Annotated in this window: 18 protein-coding genes; 4 read left to right on the top strand and 14 right to left on the bottom strand. The window is 69.8% G+C overall.

All coding sequences use genetic code 11. The features are described 5' to 3' along the window. Nucleotides 1–152 precede the first annotated feature (152 nt). Both ABB22_RS06710 and glnA read right to left on the bottom strand, forming a co-directional pair. A complete protein-coding gene (locus ABB22_RS06710) occupies nt 153–491 on the bottom strand; it encodes a P-II family nitrogen regulator (RefSeq protein ID WP_055772808.1) in 339 nt (112 codons plus the stop codon). Nucleotides 492–776: 285 nt separating this feature from the next. Then, complete coding sequence (gene glnA, locus ABB22_RS06705; protein WP_055772805.1) at nt 777–2,186, bottom strand: type I glutamate--ammonia ligase; 1,410 nt, start codon at nt 2,184–2,186, stop codon at nt 777–779. Between the two features lie 212 nt (nt 2,187–2,398). On the opposite strand from glnA, the gene ABB22_RS06700 reads away from it, so the two are divergent. Together ABB22_RS06700 and ABB22_RS06695 are read left to right on the top strand one after the other, a co-directional pair. Further along, nucleotides 2,399–3,193, top strand: coding sequence for an undecaprenyl-diphosphate phosphatase (locus tag ABB22_RS06700; RefSeq protein WP_055772802.1), 795 nt, complete (start codon nt 2,399–2,401; stop codon nt 3,191–3,193). An 85-nt stretch (nt 3,194–3,278) separates the two neighbouring features. Further along, nucleotides 3,279–4,091 carry an META and DUF4377 domain-containing protein gene (locus tag ABB22_RS06695; protein ID WP_055772799.1) on the top strand — a complete coding sequence of 271 codons (813 nt, stop codon included), beginning with the start codon at nt 3,279–3,281 and terminating at the stop codon, nt 4,089–4,091. A gap of 167 nt (nt 4,092–4,258) precedes the next feature. Here ABB22_RS06695 and ABB22_RS06690 read toward each other — a convergent pair whose 3' ends face one another. From ABB22_RS06690 to ABB22_RS06675, 4 genes are all read right to left on the bottom strand, one after another. Next, complete coding sequence (locus ABB22_RS06690; RefSeq protein WP_055772796.1) at nt 4,259–4,870, bottom strand: YbhB/YbcL family Raf kinase inhibitor-like protein; 612 nt, start codon at nt 4,868–4,870, stop codon at nt 4,259–4,261. A gap of 57 nt (nt 4,871–4,927) precedes the next feature. Then, complete coding sequence (locus ABB22_RS06685) at nt 4,928–6,997, bottom strand: tetratricopeptide repeat protein (protein WP_055772793.1); 2,070 nt, start codon at nt 6,995–6,997, stop codon at nt 4,928–4,930. A gap of 76 nt (nt 6,998–7,073) precedes the next feature. Next, nucleotides 7,074–8,105, bottom strand: a complete 1,032-nt coding sequence (locus ABB22_RS06680; RefSeq protein ID WP_055773104.1) for a YheT family hydrolase — start codon at nt 8,103–8,105, stop codon at nt 7,074–7,076. 170 nt (nt 8,106–8,275) lie between these two features. Further along, nucleotides 8,276–9,067, bottom strand: a complete 792-nt coding sequence (locus ABB22_RS06675) for a lysophospholipid acyltransferase family protein (protein WP_055772790.1) — start codon at nt 9,065–9,067, stop codon at nt 8,276–8,278. Between the two features lie 121 nt (nt 9,068–9,188). On the opposite strand from ABB22_RS06675, the gene ABB22_RS06670 reads away from it, so the two are divergent. Next, the gene (locus tag ABB22_RS06670) at nt 9,189–11,765 is read left to right on the top strand and encodes an EAL domain-containing protein (protein ID WP_082443801.1); all 2,577 of its coding nucleotides are present in this window, start codon (nt 9,189–9,191) and stop codon (nt 11,763–11,765) included. Nucleotides 11,766–12,006: 241 nt separating this feature from the next. On the opposite strand, the gene ABB22_RS06665 is transcribed toward ABB22_RS06670, so the two are convergent. The 7 genes from ABB22_RS06665 to ABB22_RS06635 form a co-directional block, all read right to left on the bottom strand. Then, nucleotides 12,007–12,426 carry a hotdog fold thioesterase gene (locus ABB22_RS06665; RefSeq protein ID WP_055773101.1) on the bottom strand — a complete coding sequence of 140 codons (420 nt, stop codon included), beginning with the start codon at nt 12,424–12,426 and terminating at the stop codon, nt 12,007–12,009. Between the two features lie 55 nt (nt 12,427–12,481). Then, nucleotides 12,482–13,027, bottom strand: a complete 546-nt coding sequence (locus tag ABB22_RS06660; protein ID WP_055772785.1) for a DUF488 domain-containing protein — start codon at nt 13,025–13,027, stop codon at nt 12,482–12,484. Nucleotide 13,028: 1 nt separating this feature from the next. Further along, nucleotides 13,029–13,241: a hypervirulence associated TUDOR domain-containing protein gene (locus ABB22_RS06655; protein ID WP_055772782.1), complete on the bottom strand. Its 213-nt coding sequence runs from the start codon at nt 13,239–13,241 to the stop codon at nt 13,029–13,031. Nucleotides 13,242–13,311: 70 nt separating this feature from the next. After that, nucleotides 13,312–15,261 carry a phospholipase D family protein gene (locus ABB22_RS06650; RefSeq protein WP_055772779.1) on the bottom strand — a complete coding sequence of 650 codons (1,950 nt, stop codon included), beginning with the start codon at nt 15,259–15,261 and terminating at the stop codon, nt 13,312–13,314. After that, nucleotides 15,258–15,827 (bottom strand): YceI family protein, encoded by a 570-nt coding sequence (locus tag ABB22_RS06645; RefSeq protein ID WP_055772775.1) that lies wholly within the window; start codon nt 15,825–15,827, stop codon nt 15,258–15,260. The genes ABB22_RS06650 and ABB22_RS06645 overlap by 4 nt, the downstream gene beginning before the upstream one ends. A gap of 170 nt (nt 15,828–15,997) precedes the next feature. Continuing rightward, complete coding sequence (locus ABB22_RS06640; RefSeq protein ID WP_055772772.1) at nt 15,998–16,474, bottom strand: SixA phosphatase family protein; 477 nt, start codon at nt 16,472–16,474, stop codon at nt 15,998–16,000. Between the two features lie 20 nt (nt 16,475–16,494). Beyond that, complete coding sequence (locus tag ABB22_RS06635) at nt 16,495–17,127, bottom strand: ParA family protein (protein WP_055772770.1); 633 nt, start codon at nt 17,125–17,127, stop codon at nt 16,495–16,497. A 187-nt stretch (nt 17,128–17,314) separates the two neighbouring features. On the opposite strand from ABB22_RS06635, the gene ABB22_RS06630 reads away from it, so the two are divergent. Beyond that, nucleotides 17,315–18,796: an AAA family ATPase gene (locus ABB22_RS06630; RefSeq protein ID WP_055772768.1), complete on the top strand. Its 1,482-nt coding sequence runs from the start codon at nt 17,315–17,317 to the stop codon at nt 18,794–18,796. Between the two features lie 221 nt (nt 18,797–19,017). Here ABB22_RS06630 and ABB22_RS06625 read toward each other — a convergent pair whose 3' ends face one another. Continuing rightward, the gene (locus tag ABB22_RS06625; RefSeq protein WP_055772766.1) at nt 19,018–19,668 is read right to left on the bottom strand and encodes a tetratricopeptide repeat protein; all 651 of its coding nucleotides are present in this window, start codon (nt 19,666–19,668) and stop codon (nt 19,018–19,020) included. Nucleotides 19,669–19,670: the final 2 nt, after the last annotated feature.

Below are 19,670 nucleotides of genomic sequence, written 5' to 3'. Positions count from 1 at the left end.
GACGCGGATGACAGGCACAGACCACCGACCCGGGCCCTGGGCCCGGTGAAAATTTCCGTTCGCATTGTCGACTCCGGTTGGGGGGAAAGCTGCCGGCGACCTGCCGCTGCCCGGCGGCTGCCGCCGCCGGAGGACGGGGCGTCAGCGGGTACTCAGAGCGCGTCGGCGCCTGTTTCGCCGGTGCGGATGCGCACCACCTGCTCGAGCGGGGTGACGAAGATCTTGCCGTCGCCGATCTTGCCGGTGCCGGCGGCCGCCTGCAGGGTTTCGATCACCGCATCCACGTTGTCGTCGGTGACGGCGGTCTCGATGCGGATCTTGGGCAGGAAATCGACCACGTACTCGGCGCCGCGGTACAGCTCGGTGTGGCCCTTCTGCCGGCCGAAGCCCTTGACCTCGGTGACGGTGATGCCGGATACGCCGGCTGCGCCCAGGGCTTCGCGCACTTCGTCGAGCTTGAACGGGCGGATGATGGCGGAGATCAGTTTCATGCGCGGGTCCCGATGTGGAGGAGGCCGGCCGACGCGGGCCGGCATCGTGTCGTCCATCGGCCAGGAAACGACCGCTGGCGTTGCTCCGGAGGCGCTGCGGGCCGGTGACGCGGGGACGAAGCTTGGCCCGCGCAGCGCGTTTCCGGATTCTCTTGCCACTGCCTGGATGTTGCCGGGGTTTGCCGCCGGGTGGCGGCGATGGCGAAAGCGGGAGGGAGGGACTTTGCCATCGCCGCCGTTGCCGGCGGCAAGGGAGGGACGGCCGCGCGATGGCGGCCGCCTCGATCAGCAGCCGTAGTACAGCTGGTATTCCAGCGGATGGGTCGCCGCGCGGAACGCGGTGACTTCCTTCATCTTCAGCGCGATGTAGCCGTCGATGAAATCATCGCTCATCACGCCGCCGGCCTTGAGGAACTCGCGGTCCTTGTCCAGCGCTTCCAGCGCCTGGTCGAGCGAGGAGCACACCTGCGGGATCAGCTTCTCTTCTTCCGGCGGCAGGTCGTACAGGTCCTTGTCCGAAGGAGCGCCGGGGTCGATCTGGTTCTTGATGCCGTCCAGGCCGGCCATCATCAGCGCGGTGAAGGTCAGGTAGCCGGACTGGATCGGATCCGGGAAGCGCATCTCGATGCGGCGCGCCTTCGGGTTGGACACCCACGGGATGCGGCACGACGCCGAGCGGTTGCGCGCCGAGTAGGCCAGCATCACCGGCGCCTCGAAACCCGGCACCAGGCGCTTGTAGCTGTTGGTGCCGGCGTTGGCGAAGGCGTTGATGGCGCGGGCGTGCTTGAAGATGCCGCCGATGTACCACAGCGCCATCTGCGACAGGCCGCCGTAGCCGTCGCCGGAGAACAGGTTCTTGCCTTCCTTGGCCAGCGACTGGTGCACGTGCATGCCGCTGCCGTTGTCGCCGACGATCGGCTTGGGCATGAAGCTGGCGGTCTTGCCGTTGCGGTGGGCGACATTGCGGATCACGTGCTTCATGCGCAGCAGTTCGTCGGCCTTGCTGACCAGCGTGTTGAACTTGGCGCCGATCTCGCACTGGCCGGCATTGGCCACTTCGTGGTGGTGCACTTCGACCTCGATGCCGACCTGCGTCAGCACCTTGCACATCTCGGCGCGGATGTCGTGCAGCGAATCGGTCGGCGGCACCGGGAAGTAACCGCCCTTCACCGCCGGGCGATAGCCGGTGTTGGTGCCGTCGTAGCTCTTGCCGGTGTTCCAGGCGCCTTCCTCGGAGTTGATCTTGAAGAAGGTGTGGCCCATCTCGTTGCCGAACTGCACCGAATCGAAGATGAAGAATTCCGGTTCCGGACCGAAGAAGGCCAGGTCGGCGATGCCGGAGGACTTCAGGTAGGCCTCGGCGCGCTTGGCGATGCCGCGCGGGCAGCGGCCGTAGCCCTGCATGGTGGCCGGGTCGAGCACGTCGCAGGTCAGCACCAGCGTCGGGTCGTTGTAGAACGGGTCGATGTAGGCGGTGTCGGCGTCGGGCAACAGCACCATGTCCGATTCGGCGATGCCCTTCCAGCCGGCCATCGAGCTGCCATCGAACATCTTGCCTTCCTCGAACAACGCCGGCTCGACGATGGAGACCGGGAAGGTCACGTGCTGCTCGATGCCGCGCATGTCGACGAAACGCAGATCGACGAACTCGATCTGGTTGTCCTTGATCAGCTTCTCGATATTTTCCAGGGACATCGGGCAAAACCTCGGATGGAAGTGGCGTGCCTTGATCAAAGCAACTCGCGTGCCAACTTTCGGCGGTTCGCAAGCCATTGTTTCCAAAGGAATCCGACGAATCCACCAGCCCCGACATGCACCAAAGAGGTGCATTTCATGAAGAAGCGCACTGCATGGGTGCAGAAAGCTTGATGCTCTATCCTCTGCCGGTCCTTTCCCGGCCCACACCCATGTCCGACCCGATTTCCGCCCTGCTGCTTGGCATCCTCGAAGGCCTCACCGAATTCCTGCCCGTTTCCAGCACCGGCCACCTGCTGATCGCCGAACGCTGGCTCGGCGCCCGCTCGGACTTCTTCAACATCGTCATCCAGGCCGGCGCCATCATCGCCGTCGTCCTGGTGTTCCGGCAGCGCCTGTGGTCGCTGGCCACCGGACTGGGCGAACGCGAGAATCGCGACTACGTGCTCAAGCTGGGCACCGCGTTCCTGGTGACCGCGCTGGTCGGCCTGCCGGTGCGCCTGGCCGGCTGGCAATTGCCCGAGACGGTGACGCCGGTGGCCTGGGCGCTGGTCATCGGCGGCGTGTGGATGCTGCTGGCCGAACGCTGGGCCGAACGCATGCCCGAACGCGACACGGTCACCTGGAAGATCGCCGTCGGCGTGGGCCTGGCGCAGGTGGTGGCCGGCGTGTTCCCGGGCACCTCGCGCTCGGCCGCGGCGATTTTCCTGGCCATGCTGCTGGGCCTGAGCCGGCGCGCGGCCGCGGCCGAGTTCGTGTTCCTGGTCGGCATCCCGACCATGTTCGCGGCCAGCGCCTATGCGTTCCTGGAACTGGCCCGGCACGGCCAGCTGGGCCACCAGGACTGGGGCGATGTCGGCATCGCCTTCGCCGCCGCGGTGATCACCGGTTTCGTGGTGGTGAAGTGGTTGCTGGGCTATATCAAGCACCATCGCTTCACGTGGTTCGCGATATACAGGCTCGCCCTTGGCGCCGCGCTCCTGCTGTTCCTGCCTGCTGGAAACTGAATGCAGCAGACAGCCGGCAACCCCTGCAGCCGGCGTCCTACGTTTCTGCATCCGTTCTTTCCAACTGCGTCCCAAGGAGTACCACATGAAGCGCATCCTGCTGCTGGCCCTGCCCATTGCCCTGATGACCGCCTGCAACAACGCCCCGTCCGCCGCCGAGGGCGATGCCGCGCCCGCGAAGGCGCCAGCGGCCGCCGCGGCGGCGCCCATCGACGGCAAGCTGCTCGGCGCCAACCACTGGGTACTGGATTCCGCCACCGACAGCAGCGGCAAGCGCATCGACGCGCTGTTCGTACGCGCCGACAAGCCGGTCACGCTGGATTTCGCCGATGGCCGCCTTTCCGTGGACAACGCCTGCAACCACATGGGCGGCGGCTACACCCTGGCCGGCAACGAGATGACCGTCTCGCGCATGGCCTCGACGATGATGGCCTGTACCGACCAGGCGCTGATGGCGCTGGACCAGGCCGTGGGCAGCCGCCTGGAAGGCACGCTGAAGATCGACCAGCTCGACGCTTCCACGCTCAAGCTGACCAGCGCCACCGGCGACGTGCTGACCTTCCGCGGCGAACCGACCGCCGAGACCCGCTACGGCGGTCCGGGCGAAACCGTGTTCCTCGAAGTCGACTCGCGGACCAAGCCCTGTTCGCATCCGCTGATCCGCAACATGCAGTGCCTGCAGGTGCGCGAAGTGCACTACGACGACAAGGGCCTGGAACAGGGCAAGCGCGGCGAGTTCTACAATTTCTACGACAGCATCGAGGGCTATGCCCACGAGGACGGCGTGCGCAACGTGCTGCGGGTCAAGCGCTACGAGGTGAAGAACCCGCCGGCCGACGCCTCCTCGCGCGCCTATGTGCTGGACATGGTGGTCGGCTCGGAAGTGGTGAAGAAGTAACCGGCATCGCCAGTGGTTGAAAACGACGAAGGGCGCCATGCGGCGCCCTTCTTTCCATCCGGCAGGAGCACGGTGGGCGTCGTGCAGGTATTCCTGCGACGGCACGTACATCCACGCGCGCGGATTCGAGCTTCCGTGCGGGGCAAGCCCCGCGCGTACGGCACCGCTCAACCCAACGCAGGATTGAGCGTGTAGGTGCCATGCACCGTGGCTTCGGCCAGCACGTGGCCGTGCATGGCGCGGTACGCATCGGCAGCGGTGAAATCGCCTTCGACCTGCAGGCGGTCCACGTCCAGCGCGAACAGCCGGAAGAAATACCGGTGCACGCGCTCGTCGTTGAACGGCGGATACGGGCCATCGTAGCCGCGGTACAGGCCAGCCATGTCCGTGTTGCCGGCGAACCAGCCGGTGTAGTCGTTCATGCCCTGGCGCGCGCCCGCCGGGCCCATCGGCGGCTGCTTGCCGCGTGCGCTGAAGCCCTCGCTGCAGCTGCCGGCGGCGATCTCGCGCAGCGACGCGGGAATGTCCACCATCACCCAGTGGATGAAGTCGCCGCGCGGCTGCTCCAGCGGGATGGCGACGTCGTCGCGGCCGACCATTTCCGGCACGGTCGGGACATCCGGGTCCACGCAGACCAGCGCGAACGAGCGGGTGCCGTCCGGCACATCGCTCCAGGCCAGCTGCGGGTTGCGGTTCGCGGCGAAGCCGCTGGCGTCGCCGGCGGCGAACCCGGCCGGGATCGGCTGGCCGTTGCCGAAACTCTGGCTGCTCAGTTTCATCTGCCTTCTCCTGATGGGGGCGCCGGCCCATGGCCGGCACCCGCGTGGATCCTGTACTCAGGCTTCGGGGTAGCCCAGCCGCACGGCGACCGGGGCCAGGTGCGCGAACTCGGCCGCCAGCACCTGCGCGTACCTGCGCCAATGGCCGCCCTCGATGGTGGCCGGGCCGAGGCTGGGCACCTGCGGGAAGCGCAGGCCGAAGGCCTGTTCCAGCAGATCGCCCATCGCCACCGGGTCGTTGACCGCACCGTCGATGCGCAGGATCAGGTGGGTGTAGAGGTCCTGTTCGTGCAGATCGGCCACCTGTTCCAGCGCGCGTGCCAACCAGCGCGCGGCCTCGTCGGCCGAGGTCAACGCCATCGGCGCCGGCGCGCCCAGCGCCAGCCATTCGACCAGCATGTCGCGCGGGTCGCGCACGGCGATCACCAGGCGGCCTTCCGGCAGCTGCGGGCGCAGCGCCCACAGCAGGGCGTTGTCCCACCACAGCAGCCAGTCGATCACGTTGCCGTCGGCGATGCCGCGCGCCGGCAGGGCATCGCGCCATTGCTGCACGAACTGCGCCGGGCTCAGCGCGTCGTCGGCCAGCCGCTGCAGGGTGTGGAAATTCTGGAAGGCATCGTCCGGCGGATTGGCCCCGAAGCGGTCGCCGCGCAGCACCTGGCTGCTGGCGGCCAGCACCGTCACCACCCGCTCCACGCCCGAGCCCGGCGCGCCCCATACGAACAGCGGCCGCACCGGGTTGTCCTGCGCGACCTGGCCCAGCGGCGGCCATTCGGCCGGGGCCCTGGCCTGCGGCGGCAACGGCAGCCGCGACGGCGCCAGGTCGCCATGCAGGCGCAGCCAGGTGGCCAGCGCCGCGGCCGGTTCGTCGGCACGGTCCTGCACCACGCCCAGCCACACCCGCAGTTCCGGATGCGCGGCTTCCGGGGCGCTGTCGATCAGGGCCTGCACATGGGCGATGGCAGCCGCCGGCTCGCGTGCAAGCAGGGCTTCGACGATGCGCTGCTCGCCACTGACCCGTCCCGGTTCCAGCGCGACGATGCGCCGCGCCACCGCTTCGGCAGCGTCGGCTTCCCCGCTCATGTCGTGCAGGCTCAGGCGCGCTTCCAGCGCCGGCAGGTGGTCGGGCATCGCCGCCAGCCAGCGTTCGACCACCTCCACCGCTTCCGGGCTGCCGACCGGCTCCACCGCCAGTCGCGCCAGCCACAGGTCGTGCAGCTGAGGCTGGGCGGCCAGTGCCGCGTCCAGGTCGGCGCGCGCCTCTTCCTCGCGGCCCAGGCGCTGCCAGGCGACCAGCAACATCTGCAGGGTGGCGCGGTCGCCGGGCAGTTCCGCCAGCAGCGGACGCAGGTATTCCAGCGCCTGCAGCGGCTGGCCCGAGGCCAGTTCCAGCTCGCCGGCCAGCCGGCGCATGCCCAGGGTGTCGCCTTCCGGCGTGGACAGCACCTGGCGCATCACTTCGGCGGCGCGGTCGGGATGGCCCTGGCGCAACGCCAGCTGCACCAGCAGGCCCTGCAGCGCACGGTTGGAGGGATTCAGCTCGACCACGCGGCGGAACGCCTGCTCGGCGAAGGCCAGAAGATCCTTGGCCAGATAGGCGAAGCCCAGCGCGTAGAGCACGCGCGGATCGTCGGGCAGGCGCCGGCTGGCCGCCGACAACACCGCCAGCGCGCGGTCGGCGTCGCCGCGGCGCAGCGCGACCATGCCTTCGATGGCACCCAGTTCCGGGCTGTCCGGCTCCACGCGCGCGGCCATGCGGCCCAGGCGCTCGGCCTCCTCGATGTCCTCGCGGGCCAGCGCCAGGTGCGCCTGCATCAGGTAGGCGGAGAATTCGTTGGGATTGAGCGCGGTGGTGCGCTCCAGCGCCTGCCCGGCGTCGTCGATGCGGCGCTGGGCCAGCAGCAGGCCGGCGTGCTGCAGGTGCAGGGCGGCATCGTCCGGGGCCAGCGCCAGCGCCTGTTCGAGGCTGGCCTGGGCGGCAGCGGCGTCGCCCTGCTGCTGCAGGGCCAGCGCCAGCCAGCGATGGGCCTGCGGCTGCTGTGGTTCGGCGCCGACCCATTGCCGGGCCGCGGCTACGGCTTCGTCGGTGGCGTTGCGGCGCAGGGCTTGGATGATCGTGTCTTGCATGGCGGTCCGGCGTAGGCGCAAAAAGCCATTGTAGCCGGCGTCCGCGCGCCGCCGTCCTGCGCCGGAACCGGAATGCTCAGGAGCCGACCGGAACCGCCATGGCTTGCGCCGCCCGCTCCATGCCCACCGCGGCGGACAGACGCTGCGCCACCCAGCGTTCGGAGAAGCCGTCGCCGCGCAGGTTCTCGATGAAGCCGCAGTGCCCGCCCCAGCGTGCGATCTCCAGCCGCGCGTGCGCCGGCAGGCGCCAGTGGCGGAAAGTGGTGAACGGGATCACCGGATCGTCGCGCGCCATCAGGATGTCGGCCGGCACCTGCAGCGCGGACAGGCGCTGCCCGGCGATCGAATAGCCGTCGAAATAGTCCTGCAGCGTGGCGAAGGCGGTATGCCTCTGGACCAGCCAGCCGGTCAGCGCGCGGATGTCCAGCTTCAGCACCGCGTCGTCGCAGTCGGCCAGTTCGGGGAACAGTTCGCGCTTGCGCCGCAGCGAGCCGGTCCATTTGCGGCGGAAATACCAGTCGTACATCGCCGGGCCGCGCTCGATGCTGTCCATGGTCAGCGCCGGGTCCAGCACCGGGCATACCGCCGCCACGTGCCGCAGCGGCACGCCGGCGGCGGGCGCGTGCAGGGCCAGGCGCAGCACGAAGTTGCCGCCCAGCGAATAGCCCGCCGCCACCAGCGGCAGGCCGGGGAAACGGCTCGCCACGTCGCCGGCGGCCTGCACCACTTCGCCGATGCGGCAGGAATGGAAGATGCCCGGATTGAGGTGATGGGTATTGCCGTGGTCGCGGAAATTCAGCCGCACCACGTCGAAGCCCCGTTCGAGCATGCGCGCGGCGGTCATGCGCATGTAGCTGGATTCGGCACTGCCCTCCCAGCCATGCAGCAGCAGCGCCAGGCCGACCGGGGCATTGCCCGGCAGGCGGCTGTGCCAGGCCTGCAGGCGCACGCCGTCGCCACCGTCGAGGATCAGTTCGCGGGTAACCGCGCCGCTGGACGCAAGCAACCGCTGGCCGTGGCGCAGGCGCACGCCGCTGGACGCCAGCATCGACTGCAGGTGCGGATTGCGCAGCCAACGCGGCGGCTGGTACTGGGCGGCGCTCAACATGGCGCTCATGCTGCGCGCTCCCGGCGGGAGAAGGCGTGAACCGCCAGCGTCGGCCGGCAGCCCCTCACGAGCGGCCGGCAGCGCCGCCCGGCAGCCGCGCGCACGCGGGACACGGGGGCGTTCCGGGCATCGCATGCGGCTTGCAGGACGAACGCCACGGGAACACGCCGTTACGGGCCTTCCATCGCCGCCACGATGCGCGCGCGCGAGGTCTCGGCGATGCGCCGGCGCCCTTCCAGGTCGTGGCTGCCGACCGGCTCGAGGAAATGCACCTCGGCACGCCGCGCCGGCTCGCCCAGCAGGCGCAGGAAGTTGCCGAAGAAGCTCTCGCCCGGCGCGAACGCGACCCGCGTCTGCGCGTCGCCGCGCACGCCGTAACGCAGCGCCACCGGCTGCACCGGCACGCCGGTCTCGACTGCCGCCTGGAAGATGCGCGCATGGAACGGGCCGACCTCGTGTCCGCCACGGGTGCGGCCTTCCGGGAATACCGCCACCGGCCGGCCCTCGCGCAGCCGGTTGGCCATTTCCTCCATCACCCCACCCAGCGACTCGGTGTTGCCGCGCTGGTGGTAGATGGTGTGGCCGCGGCTGGCCAGCCAGCCGACCAGCGGCCAGCCGGCGATCTCGCGCTTGGCGACGAAGCCGACCATCTTCTGGCTGTGGATCATGCTGATGTCGACCCAGCCGACATGGTTGGCGACGAACAGCACCGCCCCCGGCAGCGGCTGGCCGCGGCGGCGCAGGCGGAAGCCGAAGATCCACATCAGCCCGCCCGACCACCAGCGCACCACCTTGTGCTCCAGCGGGTCGGCAGCCGTGCCGAGGCGGCCGAACGGCGGCGCCATCAGCAGCAGGATCAGCGGCAGGAAGACCACGACGTGGACCAGCAGCAGCGGCACGCGGTACAGATAGCGGAACGCACGCGCCACGCTGCCCGGGCGGGCGGGACGGGGGGAAGTCATCCGCGCACGATACCGGATGCGGTCCGGCTTCCGCCAGCGGACCGACAGCGCCTGCGCGCTGTCACCCGCACATGCAGGCAACGCGGTATAAATCCGTTCACGCCTTCAGGGGAGCGGAAACATGGAGCGGTTATCGCGGTCGCTGGCCGGGGACATGCTGCCCCTGTTCTCGGCGGCGCTGGAACAGGTCGACAGCGGCGTGATCCTGTTCGATGCCCAGAACCGCATCGTGCATTTCAACAAGGCCATGGAAGTCCTGTCCGGCTGGCCGTGCGCCGAGGCGGTGGGCCGCAACCTGGGCATTCTCGCGCCTGCGGCCATGCGCGAACGCTATGACAGCGACCTGCATCCGGGCTCGGCCAACCGCGTGCGGGAACTGGCCAGCCAACCGCGCGACGTGCAGCTGGTACGCAAGGACGGGCAGATGCGCTGGATCAGCGTGTCGCTGGCACAGACGCCCGGCGCGGACGGCCAGCTGCACATGGCTTTCATCCGCGACGTGACCGCCCGGCGCCAGCGCCAGGAACGCGAGCGGCTGCTTTCGCTCGGCTTCGACGAGACCCAGAGCGCGGTCCTCATCGCCGACGCGCGCGGCCGTGTCGTGCATCTGAACAAGGGCTTCTGCCGGCTGTTCGGTTTCGATGCCAGCCAGGCCCTGCGCCGCCATGTCGCAAGGCTGCTGGTGCCGGACCGCCCGCGCCGCCGCGCGGTACTGGCCCATGCCAAGCGCCTGCTGGCCGGCGACCCGGTGTGCTGCGACGAGCGCGTGGCCTGCCGCGACGGCCGCCCGCTATGGTGCTCGATCAGCATCAACCCGATCTTCGACGACTACGGCACGCTGGCCAACCTGGTCATCGTGCTGATGGACATCACCCACACCAAGGTGCACGAGGTACTGCAGCACCGGATGCTGGACGCGCTGGTGCGCGAGGTGCCCACCAGCGAGGTGATGCAGATGATGTGCCGCGACGTGGAGCAGACCGCGCCGCAGGTGCTGTGCTCGGTGTTGCGGGTGGAGGAGGGGCGGCTGCGCACCCTGGCCGCGCCCAGCCTGCCCGAAGCCTATACGCGGCAGGTGGACGGCATACCGGTCGGCCCCGGCGTGGGCAGCTGCGGCACGGCCGCGCATACCGGACAGATGGTGGTGGCGCGCGACATCGCGCTGGATCCGAACTGGCAGGGCATCAGCCACCTGGCACTGGAACATGGGCTGGCGGCCTGCTGGTCCACGCCGATCAAGGCCAGCGACGGCCGCGTGCTGGGCACCTTCGCCTTCTATTACCGCCACCCGCACGAACCCGACGCCTTCCATCGCCGCCTGGTCGAAGTGATAGTGCACCTGTGCGCGCTGGCGCTGGAGCGCGAGGAAGCGCGCAACCGCATCCGCCGGCTGGCCTTCTACGACGACCTGACCGGCCTGCCCAACCGCAACCTGCTGCACGCCCAGACCGACCAGGCGATCGCCACGGCAGGCGCTGCCGGCCAGGCGCTGGCGGTGCTGTTCATCGACCTGGACCGGTTCAAGCAGATCAACGACTCGTTCGGCCATCCGGGCGGCGACCAGCTGCTACGCGCGGTCTCGCGCCGCCTGCAGGACGAGGCCGGCACGGCCGACATCGTCGGCCGCCTGTCCGGCGACGAGTTCGTGATGGTGCTCAGCTCCTGCGATGCGCAGTCGGCCGGCGAACGCGCCGAGCGCATCCTGCGCCGGCTGTCGCTGCCGCTGCAGTTGGACGATGTGCAGATCCGGCCGTCGGCCAGCGTCGGCATCAGCATGTTCCCGCACGACGGCCATGACACCGAGACCCTACTGCACCATGCCGACATGGCCATGTACCAGGCCAAGAACAGCGGCCGCAATGGCGCGCGCTTCTATTCCCGGGAAATGGACCACAACGCGCAGGAACGGCTGGCGCTGGAGACGGCGCTGCGCGAAGCGGTCGAACGGCGCCAGCTGCACCTGCATTACCAGCCGCAGGTCGGCATCGGCGATGGCTGCCTGCGCGGCGTGGAGGCGCTGGCGCGCTGGCGGCACCCGCACCTGGGCGATGTACCGCCGATGCGGTTCATTCCGCTGGCCGAGGAATGCGGCCTGATCGGCGACATCGGCCATTGGGTATTGGAGGAAGCCTGCGCGCAGCTGGCGCGGTGGCGGCGCGCCGGGCTGGAGGTACCGTCGGTGGCGGTGAACCTGTCGCCCACCAACTTCCACGACCTGGAACTGCCGCTGCGGATCGAACAGGTGCTGCGGCGCGAAGCGCTGGCACCGGGCGACCTGACCGTGGAGATCACCGAGGACGTGCTGCTGGACACCGACCCCAGCACCCTGCGCACGCTGCATGCGGTGCACGCGCTGGGCGTGCGCCTGTCGATGGACGACTTCGGCACCGGCTACTCCAGCCTGAGCTACCTGCGCCTGCTGCCGATCAGCGAACTCAAGCTGGACCGCAGCTTCGTCCGCGGCATCGAGAGCGACGAAGTGGCCAGCGCCCTGACCCGGGCCATCGCCCATATCGGCCAGAGCCTGCGGCTGACGGTGGTTGCCGAGGGCGTGGAAAGCGCCGAACAGCTGCGCCTGCTCGGCGAACAGGGCTACTGCATCGCGCAGGGCTACCATTTCACGCCGGCCCTGCCGGCGCCCGAACTGGAATCCTGGATACGCGGGCGCATGCCGGCGATCCGCACCGCACAGGCGTAACGCGGGGCAACGCCCCGCTGCGGCGCCGCCGGAAAAGCCTCGCCGGGCGCTGCCCGGCGCTACTAAGTCCACGCGCCCAACCTTCTGGTAGAGCGGGGCAACGCCCCGCTGAAGCCCTACCGGAAAAGCCCCGCCGGGCGCTGCCCGGCGCTACAGGGCTTGCGTGGCCGGCCTTCGTGTAGAGCGGGGCGACGCCCCGCTGCGGGCTTCCCGCCGGCCATGCGCCGTCGCCACCATCCGCTCAGGCCGGCACCACCGCCAGGGTCAGGCGCGAAATGCATACCGGCTTGCCGGCCTCGTTCTCGATGCGGATTTCCCAGACCTGGGTGGTGCGCCCGACATGCAGCGCACGGGCGGTGCCGGTGACCATGCCGGAGCGGACCGCGCGCAGATGGTTGGCGTTGATTTCCAGGCCCACGCAGACCTGGCTGGCGGTATCCACGCACAGGTTGCCGGCACTGCTGCCCAGCGTCTCGGCCAGCACGACCGAGGCACCGCCATGAAGCAGGCCGTATGGCTGGCGGGTACGCTCGTCCACCGGCATGGTCGCCTGCAGCCAGTCCTCGCCGGCGCCGGTGAAGACGATGCCGAGGTGGTCGATCAGGGTGCCCCGGCTGAGGCGGTTGAGTTCGTCCAGTGAAACGGGTGCGCGGAAAGCCATGTCGATGACCATTGTGGAATCGGCGTCAGTTTAAGGCGTGGCGCAGAGGCCGGGTTCAAGCGAACAGATCGTCCTGCGGTGGCGGATAGACCAGCCGGCCATCGAGCAGGCGCGCGGTGTCGGTCAGCACATGTACCTGTGCATGATTGGCGTCGAGGATGTGCAGCACCTCGATGCCGCGCGCGGTGAGCACGTCGGCGATCAGGCGGCGGTGGCAGCGCCACCACACCGCTTCGGCGCACATCAGCGCGGTGCGGCGGCGCGCGGCCAGTTCCAGCAGCAGCGCCAGGCCTTCGGCGAACTCGACGCTGTCCAGGTGGTCGGCATAGCCCTGGAAGGCGGCGTTGCGCCAGGCGCCGTTGGGCGAGCCCGGCAGCGCGCGGCGGCGTCCGCCCAGTTGCGGCAGCCAGAGGTAATCCAAGCCCGCGGCCGGCAAGGTGTTGGCCATCGCCTCGCCGGCGAACCAGGGATAGCGGCGCGAGCCGGGAAAGCGGCGCACGTCGGCCACGGCCTCGATGCCGTACCCGGCCAGCAGGGCGAGGAACTCGTCCCAGTCGCGGGTGGAGTGGCCGATGGTCCAGATCGTGGCGACACCGGCCATGTCAGCCGATCTTCTCCAGCACCGCGCCGCGGTGCAGGGCGATATGCTCGGTGCGGTCGCTGCGGATCTCGTACTGCGGGTCGTCCTCGCTGCAGCGGTGCATGTGGCCCTTGTACGGCGTATCGCGGACATGGACCTTGATGACGTGGCCGCTGACGCGGCCGGCCTCGGAATTCCAGCGGACGTGGTCGCCGACCTTGAAGGCGTGGCTCATGCCGGGTCTCCGTGCGGGAAAGGGCCGTCATTGCAGCCGAAGCCGCGTCCACGTCCCGTGTGCATGCGCGCTACAGGATCGGCACCAGCCCGGCGCCGAACGCGGTCAGCATGCGCACCAGCAGCCATTTCGGGCCGACGTCGACCTCGGGGAAATCGCCCACCGGCGCATAGCAGCGGCGGAAGTCCGGGTCATGCCGCGACAGCGGGAGCGGACACTCCGGCCCCGGCTGGAATTCGTAGTTGGTAGCGTAGCGCCACGGCCAGACATCGAGGATGGGCAGGGCTTCGGACGCCTTGCCCAGGCTGTAGTTCAGGCCCGAGAACACCGGCGCCTTCTCCCGCGACGCCACCACCCAGGCGTTGGCCGGCTCGATGTCGCGCAGGATGCTCTGCGCCAGCCGCTCGGCGAAAACCGGATCGTCGATGATCACCGCGCCTTCGGTGTTGTAGTTCTCGCTGCGCGGATCGAAGTTGTGGGTGCCGACCACGCCGATGCGGCGGTCCACCACCAGCGACTTGGCGTGCAGGCCCATGCGCGCGCCGCGCCGGGTCACCGGCAACGGTCGGTTCGCCGCCTTGCTGCCGAGGAACGAGGGCCGCGTCTCGGTACGCAGCACTTCGCGCTCGACCTCGCTGCCGTCCGCGCCCGCGCGGCGCCCGAAGCCGCTGCCGCGCACGTTGCTGCCGGCCGCGCTCGCGCCGATCACGCGATCCGGCGCGGGCGCCTCGTCCAGCGCCGCGGACAGCAGGTTGGCCGGCGCTACCGGCGCGTCCAGCGGGAACGGCTTGTATTCGTAGACATCGAAGCCCAGCACGCGCAGGTTGCGGCGCTTGTACTTGTAGGCCATGGCATAGACGATCGGGTTGTCCGTCGCCGCCAGGCTGTTGGTGGACACCACCACCCGCGGCGGCGCCTGCCGCGCGCGCAGGTCCTTGAACAGTTTCTGCGCCGGCTTGGACAGCACCAGATAGGGCGTCTGCAGCAGCACTTCGGACTTCGCGCCGGAGATGAGTGCGTCCAGCCGCGGCTCGGTCGCCTGCACCGGCTGCTCGCGGCGGTGCTTGCGCGGCAGGTCGGCGACATAGGCCACCGACCGTACCGGCAGCGCGGCATCGACGAAGGCCTCGGCGACGAACGCCGCGTCGGCGGCCTCGGCGGCGGCGCGCGCCACCCGCTCCGGACGCCGGAAGTGCGCTTCCGGCAGTGGCGGCACACCCTGCTTCAGCAGGGTCCGGCCGACGTCGTTGAGGCGTTCGGCCGGTACGCTGCGGCGCGCCTCCCAGAAAGCCTGGAAGTTGGCCGCCATCGCGCGCGCCTCGGGGCCGGCGACGACCACGTCGCGGTCGCGGAAGTTGTACTCGCTGTCCCAGTCGTAATAGTCGTCCTGGTAATTGCGGCCGCCAACCACGCCGATGACGTCGTCCACCACCAGCAGTTTGTTGTGCATGCGCTGGTTGAAGCGCCGGAAGCAGCACAGCACGCTGCCGGCATAGTCGAAATAGTTGAGCTTGGCCTTGCCGAAGGTGGGGTTGTAGACGCGCAGCTCGAAGTTGGCGTGCGCGCCGGACAGCGCGCCGAGCATCTGCAGGTCGGAGATCGCCGAGAGCTGGTCGATCAGCACCCGGACCTTGACCCCGCGCCGGGCCGCGTCCAGCAGCGCATCGATGATCATGCGCGCGCTGTCGTCGGTATCGAAGATGTAGGTCTGCAGGTCGACGCTGCGGCTGGCGCTGCGGATCAGGTTCAGGCGCGCCACCAGCGACAGCTCGCCCTCGTCCACCAGGGTCGCGTAGTGCCGCGGCGCGCCGGCGGCAGTGGAATCGGCGATGGCCCGTGCGCCCAGCGCGCGCAGCGGCGAATCCAGCGCGCAGCGGTTGGCCCGGTCGCAGTCCAGCGCGGTGGAGCGGGCGGCCACGGCGATGCCCTGCGCGCGCTCGCGCTGCTGCGGCGACAGCGACACGCAGCCGCCGGCCAGCAGGGCCGGGCCCAGCAACAGGAGACGGAGCAGCAGGTTCACGATTCGGGGGCGCCGACCAGGCGCGTACGCAGTATGAAAGTCACTCGGTCACTCAGGGCGATCTGCCAGCTGTCCATGCCGTAACGACCGCGCAGGACGGTACCCCGGCTGACAAGATCGCAATCATAGCCGGGGCGTGCGCATTCAGGCTCCTCCAGGTGCAGGACCTCGCGCCGGCTGATGCCGCGGATGGTCAATCGCCCCTGCACGTCGCCCCCGCGCTCGACGATGTCCGGTTCATAGGGGTCGGACTCGAACTCGACCAGCGGGTGCCGCTGCGCGTCGAAGAATTCCTCGCCGCGCATCCAGCCGGTGTAGCGCGGCTTTCCCGGAATCTCGACGTACTGGGTGAACATGCGCAGGCGCACCTGGTGGCGGCCATCGGGCAGCACCGTGATCCAGCCGTCGAAGCGCGGAAACTCGCCCTCGATCTTCTGCCCGAAGCGGGTGCGTATCTCGAAACCGAAGCGCGAATGGGTGGTATCGAACTGCAGCGGCTGCGCCGCGGATGCCGCGCCCGTCGCCGCCAGCCATGTCAGCAGCAGTCCACAACGCACCCACCGCATGCGCTCAGCCCCTGTCCACGGCCTTGGGGCGGCGTACCGCCACGCCCCCGGAAGCACGCCCGGTCACTCTCCGCTCCGCATGTCCGGGCGCCCGGGTCATGCCGGCCGGCACGCCCCGCGCCCGGCCAAGGGCCGCGGGCCGGGGCTCGCGACGGGCCGCGACCATGTGCTCAGGGCCACCAGAACGCGGCCAGGCGGGCGATGCCCGGTTCGATGGCCGCCGCCATCGGCAGCGACAGCACCGCCACCGAGGCGGTGGGCATGCCACGGTAGTCGCCGGACTGGCCGCTGTGCATCAGCGCCACCAGCCGTTCCATGCCCGGGTTGTGGCCGACCAGCAGCAGGCGCTCGACCTCCCGGTGCTCGTCCACCAGCGCGGCGAGGGTGCCGGGCGTGGCGTCATAGATCCGCTCTTCCAGCCGCTGCTCGACGTAGCCGGTCAGCGACAGCACCGCCTCCAGCGTTTCGCGCGCGCGCCGCGCCGGCGAGCACAGCACCCGGTCCGGCACCAGCCGCTGCTCCTGCAGCCAGCGGCCGGCCGCCTCGGCCTCGGCCAGGCCATGCGGGGAAAGCGGACGGTCGATGTCGGCCAGGCCATTGTCGGCCGGCTCGGCGTGGGCATGTCGCAGCAGAATCAGTTCACGCATGAGGGTTCATTAGCTCCGGGTCAGACCTTGTTCAACCATTTCAGAAGCGGCTCCCAGTCCTGCTGGTGTTCGCGGACCTGGGCGGAGTGGTAATCGAACAGGCTGCGGCCCAGGCCGACCATGACCACGTAGCTCTGGCTGTCGCGCAGCTGCGCGACGACCTCGTACGGCCATTGCGCCAGCATCTGCCGCGCCTGCTGCGACGTCTGCGTCCACGGCTTGGTGCGGTTGAGCACCAGGCCCACCGGCAGCGCGCGGGTGTGCACGCGCTTGACCTTGGCCAGACTGTTCAGGAAGCCGACTATCGCCTCGATGTCCAGCGCCGAGGGCAGCACCGGCACCACGACGGCGTCGGCCACGTCGAGGAAACGCTCCAGATCCTCGGCATAGGCGCCAGCCGGCGCATCGATGATCAGTTGCCCGGTGCCGTCGGGAATGAGCTTTTCCCAGTTCTTCTTGCGGTGCACGTCCACCGGCAGCACGGCGCTGTCCAGTACCGCGCGGCGTTGCGCCCAGCGCGTGCTGGACCCCTGCGGGTCGGCGTCGGCGATCACCGTGGCCTGCCCGGCCAGCGCCGAATGCGCGGCCAGATGGGTGGCGATGGTGGTCTTGCCGACACCGCCCTTGGAGCCGGCCACCAGGATCGTCTTCATGCACGCCTCGTTTTGCGCGGGACTGACCGCAGCGTACACCGGCGCGCGACGGCCGCGGTAGTCGGTGCGTGAGGACGGCTGCCGCCCGTGCGCCCCGTGGTGCGCGAAGGGACTCTGCCGGGAACGCCGGCGCGCGCCTGCGGGCATGGCGCGCTTTGCTATCTTTACCGCCCGTGCCGGAGTCTCCATGAGCGAACTGCAGGACCTGACCGCGCTGATCCGCGCCAACACGCCGCTGATCGTCATCGAAACCCCGGACGAGGCGCGGATCGTGGACCTGTTCCGGCAGGCGCTGATGCACGTGTGGCGTGCGCTGTACCGCTGGTCGATCACCGAAGGCCTGCGCCGCATCGACATGGACCGCGAGGACGAGGCGGTCGGCCCGCCCGATGCCAGTTCGGCGCTGCGGATGATCCAGGAAGCCGGGCAGCGCGGCATCTACCTGCTGCTCGATTTCCACCCCTACCTGGGCTATGCCAGCCACCAGCGCCTGCTGCGCGACATCGTGCAGCGCCGCCACAGCCAGCCGCACGTGCTGGTGCTGGTCGGCACCAAGGTGGAGCTGCCGGCCGAACTGGAAGCGCTGGCCACCCGCTTCAACCCGCGCCTGCCCGACGCCAACGCGCTGCTGAAGATGCTGCGCGAGGAAGCGGCCGCCTACGCCGGCGAGAACGGCGGCCGCAGAGTGGAAGTGGACCAGGAGGCGGTGCGGCAGATCCTGCGCAACCTGCAGGGCCTGAGCCTGACCGACGCGCGGCGCATCGGCCGCCAGCTGATCTACAGCGACGGCGCGCTGCGCGCCGACGACCTGCCGCAGCTGGCGAAGCTGAAGTTCGAACTGCTCAACCGCAGCGGCCACCTGCACTACGAGTACGACAGCGCGCGCTTCGGCGACGTGGCCGGCGCCGCGCGGCTCAAGCGCTGGATCGAACAGCGCCGCGCGGTGTTCGTCGCCGGCGACGCGCCGCCCGGGCTGGATCCGCCGCGCGGCATGCTGCTGCTCGGCGTGCAGGGCTGCGGCAAGTCGATGCTGGCCAAAGCCACCGCGGCCGGCTTCGGCGTGCCGCTGCTGCGGCTGGATTTCGGCATGCTCTACAACAAGTACCACGGCGAGACCGAGAAGAACCTGCGCGATGCGCTGGCCTCGGCCGAGCAGCTGGCGCCGTGCGTGCTGTGGATCGACGAGATCGAGAAGGGCCTGGCCAGCAGCGGCGAGGACGGCGGCGTCTCGCGCCGGGTACTGGGCTACCTGCTGACCTGGATGGCCGAGCGCAAGGGGCCGGTGTTCATCGTCGCCACCGCCAACCAGGTACAGGAACTGCCTGCCGAACTGCTGCGCAAGGGCCGCTTCGACGAGATCTTCTTCGTCGACCTGCCCACGCCCGACACCCGCGTGGAACTGCTGCGCCTGCACCTGGGCAGGCGCGGGCTGGACGCCGGGGGCTTCGCCCTGCCCGCACTGGCGGCCGCGGCCGACGGCTTTTCCGGCGCCGAGATCGAACAGGCGGTGGTGGCTGGGCTGTACGCCGCGCACGCGGCGCGCGCGCCACTGGACACCGACCTGCTGATGGCCGAAATCCGCAACACGCGGCCGCTGTCGGTGCTGATGGCCGAGCAGGTGCAGGCGCTGCGCGAATGGGCGCACGGACGCACGGTGTCGGCCGATTGAACTGCGGAGGCGCAGCCAACCAGTCCGTCACGCGGGACAGTCCCGCGCAGCAGCGTCACCGGCGAACGCCCCGGCAGACGCCGCGGGAGCATGGCTCTCCACCTTCGCGTTGAGCGGACAAAGCCCCGCTGGAGCATTCCCGGCCAAGGCGGACAGCGGCCGACGCCCCCAGTTGGCATGATCGGCCGGCAGGACCAGAGCCCGCCGGCACCGCGCAGGGCTCAGGGCCAGGCCGGCGGGTTCTCGGCCCAGGCCTGCTGCACTTCGGCCAGGCGCGCGCGCTCGGCGTCGCTCCACAACGGCAGCAGCTGCGGGAAGCGTGCCGGGGTGTTCCACTGCTCCGGCTCGGTGCGCACCGCTGCCGCATACCATTCCAGCGCCTCGCCCCTGCGGTCCAGCGTCCACAGCGCCAGGGCCAGGGTCGGCGGCGCCCAGCTGGCGTTGCCGCGCGTGCCGCTGGCTGCCTGCGTCCACAGCGCCAGTGCGCCCTCGGCATCGCCATGGCGATACAGGTCCCAGGCCTGGTTCCAGCGGATGCCGCGCGACTGCAGCGAGTTTTCCGAAACCGCCGCCAGCGCTTCCTGGTAGAGCTTGGCCGCCAGATCCGTGCGGCCCTCGGTGTAGGCGATGCCGGCCAGCTGGACGGTGGCGTCCACGCTCCTGCGCCCGCGTTCGCGTTCGCGTTCGCGCAGTTTCATCAACTGATCGACCAGCCCCGCCTGTTCCGGCGGCAGCGCCTGGATGGGCTTGGCCGCGGTGTCTTCATCGAAATAGAACTCGGCGATCTTCGGCATCCCCTGTGCCCACGCCGTCGAACAGAACAAGCCGGCCAACAGCAACAGGCCGCCAGCCACGCCCTTTATCACCTGCATGT

This window comes from Stenotrophomonas nitritireducens, from assembly GCF_001431425.1.
GTDB lineage: Bacteria > Pseudomonadota > Gammaproteobacteria > Xanthomonadales > Xanthomonadaceae > Stenotrophomonas > Stenotrophomonas nitritireducens.
The sequence above is the reverse complement of the archived record's forward strand: the minus strand, read 5'-3'. Positions and strand labels throughout refer to the sequence as shown.

Excerpts from the sequence above, each read along its gene's own strand:
- ABB22_RS06630 (WP_055772768.1), top strand. The coding sequence starts at position 17,315 with ATGAGCGAACTGCAGGACCTGACCGCGCTGATCCGCGCCAACACGCCG.
- ABB22_RS06695 (WP_055772799.1), top strand. The coding sequence starts at position 3,279 with ATGAAGCGCATCCTGCTGCTGGCCCTGCCCATTGCCCTGATGACCGCC.
- ABB22_RS06690 (WP_055772796.1), bottom strand. The coding sequence starts at position 4,870 with ATGAAACTGAGCAGCCAGAGTTTCGGCAACGGCCAGCCGATCCCGGCC.
- ABB22_RS06685 (WP_055772793.1), bottom strand. The coding sequence starts at position 6,997 with ATGCAAGACACGATCATCCAAGCCCTGCGCCGCAACGCCACCGACGAA.
- ABB22_RS06625 (WP_055772766.1), bottom strand. The coding sequence starts at position 19,668 with ATGCAGGTGATAAAGGGCGTGGCTGGCGGCCTGTTGCTGTTGGCCGGC.
- ABB22_RS06635 (WP_055772770.1), bottom strand. The coding sequence starts at position 17,127 with ATGAAGACGATCCTGGTGGCCGGCTCCAAGGGCGGTGTCGGCAAGACC.
- ABB22_RS06655 (WP_055772782.1), bottom strand. The coding sequence starts at position 13,241 with ATGAGCCACGCCTTCAAGGTCGGCGACCACGTCCGCTGGAATTCCGAG.
- ABB22_RS06675 (WP_055772790.1), bottom strand. The coding sequence starts at position 9,067 with ATGACTTCCCCCCGTCCCGCCCGCCCGGGCAGCGTGGCGCGTGCGTTC.
- ABB22_RS06665 (WP_055773101.1), bottom strand. The coding sequence starts at position 12,426 with ATGGCTTTCCGCGCACCCGTTTCACTGGACGAACTCAACCGCCTCAGC.
- ABB22_RS06660 (WP_055772785.1), bottom strand. The coding sequence starts at position 13,027 with ATGGCCGGTGTCGCCACGATCTGGACCATCGGCCACTCCACCCGCGAC.
- ABB22_RS06670 (WP_082443801.1), top strand. The coding sequence starts at position 9,189 with ATGGAGCGGTTATCGCGGTCGCTGGCCGGGGACATGCTGCCCCTGTTC.
- ABB22_RS06710 (WP_055772808.1), bottom strand. The coding sequence starts at position 491 with ATGAAACTGATCTCCGCCATCATCCGCCCGTTCAAGCTCGACGAAGTG.
- ABB22_RS06645 (WP_055772775.1), bottom strand. The coding sequence starts at position 15,827 with ATGCGGTGGGTGCGTTGTGGACTGCTGCTGACATGGCTGGCGGCGACG.
- ABB22_RS06640 (WP_055772772.1), bottom strand. The coding sequence starts at position 16,474 with ATGCGTGAACTGATTCTGCTGCGACATGCCCACGCCGAGCCGGCCGAC.
- ABB22_RS06700 (WP_055772802.1), top strand. The coding sequence starts at position 2,399 with ATGTCCGACCCGATTTCCGCCCTGCTGCTTGGCATCCTCGAAGGCCTC.
- ABB22_RS06680 (WP_055773104.1), bottom strand. The coding sequence starts at position 8,105 with ATGTTGAGCGCCGCCCAGTACCAGCCGCCGCGTTGGCTGCGCAATCCG.
- glnA (WP_055772805.1), bottom strand. The coding sequence starts at position 2,186 with ATGTCCCTGGAAAATATCGAGAAGCTGATCAAGGACAACCAGATCGAG.